General features: G+C 35.9%; 2 protein-coding genes and 1 pseudogene. All 3 read right to left on the reverse strand.

All coding sequences use genetic code 11. The features are described 5' to 3' along the window. Positions 1 to 56: 56 nt before the first annotated feature. Entirely contained in the window at positions 57 to 1,499 is a 1,443-nt protein-coding gene (locus F6K13_RS21025; protein ID WP_287288267.1) for a hypothetical protein, read from the reverse strand. Between the two features lie 463 nt (positions 1,500 to 1,962). After that, positions 1,963 to 2,982, reverse strand: a pseudogene (locus tag F6K13_RS21030) (TIGR03364 family FAD-dependent oxidoreductase); the annotation flags it as partial. A 134-nt stretch (positions 2,983 to 3,116) separates the two neighbouring features. After that, complete coding sequence (locus F6K13_RS21035; protein ID WP_124147187.1) at positions 3,117 to 3,848, reverse strand: HAD hydrolase-like protein; 732 nt, start codon at positions 3,846 to 3,848, stop codon at positions 3,117 to 3,119. Positions 3,849 to 4,237: the final 389 nt, after the last annotated feature.

Genomic DNA, 4,237 nt, shown 5'->3' on the forward strand with positions numbered 1-4,237 from the left:
TGGGAAATATTTTTCCTACTGTTTCCTGTTCCCAGATCCGGTGTTTCCTGCTTTTTTTAGAAAAAGCTTCCTCCATTAGGAAACTCATTGATTGGCGGATCTCCTGCAACAATTGGATCGCCTACAGTAACTCCTAATCTGACTGGAGCAAGACTAATAAAACCATCAGGGACACTTGCATTTAAGGAAAAGCCTCCAATAGGAATAGTAGGTAGCTCTGTATAAGTCAGGCGCAACAGATATTGAAATTCTGGTGCTAAAGTTAACTCCGCAGGAACACTTATGGGAGTATTGGTTCCTGGTGAAAGAATTGTTACATCTGATGGAACTCCCGGTCCAATTCTAGCATTAACACCACCACCACTATTATCGTTAGCTGCAATTAGAATAGCTTGTTCGTTAACCTCAAGCACAGGACTATTTGGAGGCAGTTGATAAACTTCTAATAAGGGATCGAAACCATTATTTATACCGATCAGATCGATTGTTAATGGAGTGCCTGGTGTAGCATTTAAGAGAAAATCCTCTTTAGAAACGAAACTCATGTCTTCACGATTTGTCACAACTTCATCACTTCCATCTATCTGTCCATCAAAACGGATAGTTTGTGGTTGTGGGTTAGGGTTTGGTGGTATTGGTTGGGGATTAGGTGGTATTGGTTGAGGGTTAGGGGGTGGTACAGGATTAATGTTTGCACTTGCTGGAAATAGGCTTAAATCATAGTTACTGGTAATACCAGGAGCAGTCTGAAAAACATTGATAAAATATTCGCCGGGGGTAAAGAAAGGTGCCTGAAATGCCTCATTTGATGAGTCCAGGTTGTTACCACTGGCAATTAAGTTACCATTGCTATCTAATACTTCTACATCAAGATTGCCAGTAATATTTTGCAAGGCAACTCCTGAAGTTATGGGTTGATCAACTGTAACGCGATAGTAATCTACTGTGTCAAAATCATTAATTGTAGCCGAGCGAGTTATGGGTATTTCGGGAACTATACGACCTAAAGGAGTTGCTGTGTTTATACTGTCATTACTATTATCAGTAAAACCAGGAGGGTTGATGGGAGGGTTGACTGGCGGATTGATTGGTGGGTTGGTGGGAGGATTTACTGGTGGATTGATTGGTGGGTTGTTGGAACTAATAGAGGCTAAATCAAGTTGATAATTTGTGCCTCCTAGAGGAAAATCATTAAGTGGTTGAAATACTAATACTTGATAGTTACCAGGATTGAGAGGAATTGTAAAATTTTCTGGGGTAGAAAGTGGCTGACTTCCTGCTCCACCAGGAATAGGATTTCCATTACTATCATTTACTATGATATCAGCACTGGTGATAATATCGAACAAGTTAACTTCTAATAATTGAGGTTCATTGATAGTAATATCATAAGAGTCAAAGCTATCTATTGCTCCTACAGTGCCGAATCGTGAAACGGTAAATCCTGGTACAAGATTAATTTGATTAGAATCAATTTGAAGTGCTGAAATTTCTGCCATTGTTGATGTTTTTTTTACATTATGTTGATGAATTCTCAAGTTTTTTAGGCATTTGCAAATTCTTTTAAACTTAAGAAGCTACTATTATTATAAGACTTTTTTCTTGTTAAAAAGGTTTCAACTCTGTGGAAAAATCTTAGTATTTTAAGACAAAAACATAGACTCGATCGCCTTACTGACAAAGTGAATCAAATTTAAGCTTTTCTCTATGTAATTTCACTGATTTATCGGATGGATTCGGTTGTCGGAGAAAAATACAAAATGAATCAAAATATCTATGAATTTGTAGCTAAATATTATAGCAGTACTTTCTTTAGTTAGGACAATAAATTTGAGTAAAAAGGGAGTAGGAAATAGAGGAATGTCCTCACCTATTTGTGCAGTGCTATAATATTCAAATTATTAATAAATAGAAAAACCAGTATTTCTGGCTTTTTCTCTCAAGAAATTAAGGTAGAAAAAATTACAGCATTTTTTCCACTACTTCTGTTGCTAAACCAAAGGATAAAGTCATACCTGCTCCACTCAAGGCGTTAATAATTGTGACTCCCGTTTCTGGTTGAGTGATAAATTCAGTTTTGCCTGGAAGTTTGGCATAAACTCCATGCCAAGTTTCGGTAATTTCTAACTCAGGAACCTGAGCAAATTTTTTCAAGTAATCTAATATATATTGATTGATTTGTACTCGGTCGAAAGGTTCTGGGTTCAAACCATATTCATGGGAATCACCAATAATTAATTCACCTGCTGCATTTTGTGACATCATCACATGAATTCCCCACTCAGGAAAATGGGGAGTTTCTGTTTCAATTCTGGTTTTGAGTGCTGCTAAAGATGGGCAATGGGCAAAGGAAGCGTAATGAGTTAAGGTTAAACCGCCACATAATGCCACATCAGCACGCCAGTTTTCAGGTTGAGGAACTGTTCGCATCATTTGTAATTTTACTTTTGTTATCCCACTGTTGGCAAAAGTATCAGGATATAAAGTTTCAAAGTCAACCCCGCTACAAACAAAAATACGGTCTGCTTGCCATTTTTCTCCACTTGCTATCAGATAAGGATGGGAAATTTCTGTGACAACTGTGCCGAATTTGAACTCAACATTGTATTCTGCTGATAAAAAACCAGGTATTTTTTTGATTGCTTCTCTGGGGTCAACTATTACTTCTGTTGCGCTCCACAATGCTCCTAATAAACCATCAGTAATTACAGCAGGAGTTTTTTCTGCTACTTGCTCGGGTGTGAGCAAAGCTAATGTCTCTTGCTTTTGTTGAGTTGTAGTTTCTATGAATTCCTTGATTACTTGTAGTTCATCTTCTCGGTAGGCAAGATGTAGGGAACCGCATCGGTCTAAATGAAAACCTGCTTTTGCTCCAACTTCTAACCAAATTTCTCTTGATTTGAGAGCGCGATCTCGTAATTCTCCATATGGCTGTCCAATTGGCCAAATCATACCAAAGTTACGAATAGATGCTCCCACTGCATAAGGGTTTCTTTAAAAGACTACTACCTTGAGACCAAGTTTGGCAACTGCTAAAGCGTGAGCTAAACCAACGATACCTGCACCGACAACGATAACATCTGCTTGATGAATTTGAGTCATGTTTTATTTCCCACTTATTCTAATAAATGTACAATTTTGTCTTTTAACTCTAAGAGCGAATTGAGTAATCCATCATTGCGGTATTGTGCTAATTGTTCTTTTGTCTGAGTACCATTTGTTACACCAAAAGTATATAAACAATTAGCATTAATCCCTGCTTCTAAGTCAGAAGGAGTATCCCCAATTTTAATGACAGTTTGTGAGTCTTTTATCCCTAGTTTATACATGGCTTTTTGAATCATGTAAGGTGTCGGGCGACCTTCATTATTATAAATTTCTGTGGGAGTAATAGAGGCTTGAATAATTGATTTTTTGTCTCCAATATAATCACTATTTAACTTTTTGTCCCATTCTAAACGGTGTAAAATAATGTTAGTTACTTCTCGATAAAATCCAGTTGTTAAAGCAATTTTTATATTTTGCGATCGCAACCAAGTAAAAATTTCTAAGCACCCCTTTGTTGGTTCGAGCAACTGAGTTTTATAGTGATTTTCCAGAATTTCTTTGAATTTAGTAAAAGAAGTTTCAACTTTAGCAGGATAATCAGGATGTTCTTGACCTATTTGTGCTTGCCAAAGTGTTTCAAACACTAATTTTTTCGACCATCCCATCATTGAATTTACACGGTCTACTTCTGCCTCAAGTCCTGTACTTGCAGCAGCTTCTAAAAAACAATTCTGGACTTCATTTTGGTCTTTGACAGTGGTACCTGCCATATCAAAGACTACTAATTTAACTTTTGACATAAGTAAATTTTTGGGAATTAATATAAACACTATAATAGACATTTACAGGGAAAATAGAACAGGGAAAAGGGGGAAATAATTGATGATATATCATCATAATTGATTTGATTTTTTATTTTTGAAGATATCTAATATAAATTTCCAGAAATTACATAAGCCTTTTTTTTAATCGTTGTTTTATAGAGATGTCTTCAGAAAAGTCTCTTGATTAATTTTTCATTTAAAGTTATAGCAGATGATATCTAAAAATAAGTAAGCATTCAGCTATAAGCTGTCAGCTATAAGCTTTTATGAGGGGATCTTAATATATAGACTTTAAAGGCCTTTTATATTAAAATTTAATTCTTATTCAATTAGTAAAGCTTTTATCTATAACTAAAAAGAAGCAA

The sequence above is a fragment of the Okeania sp. SIO2B9 genome, assembly GCF_010672505.1.
Lineage (GTDB): Bacteria > Cyanobacteriota > Cyanobacteriia > Cyanobacteriales > Microcoleaceae > Okeania > Okeania hirsuta.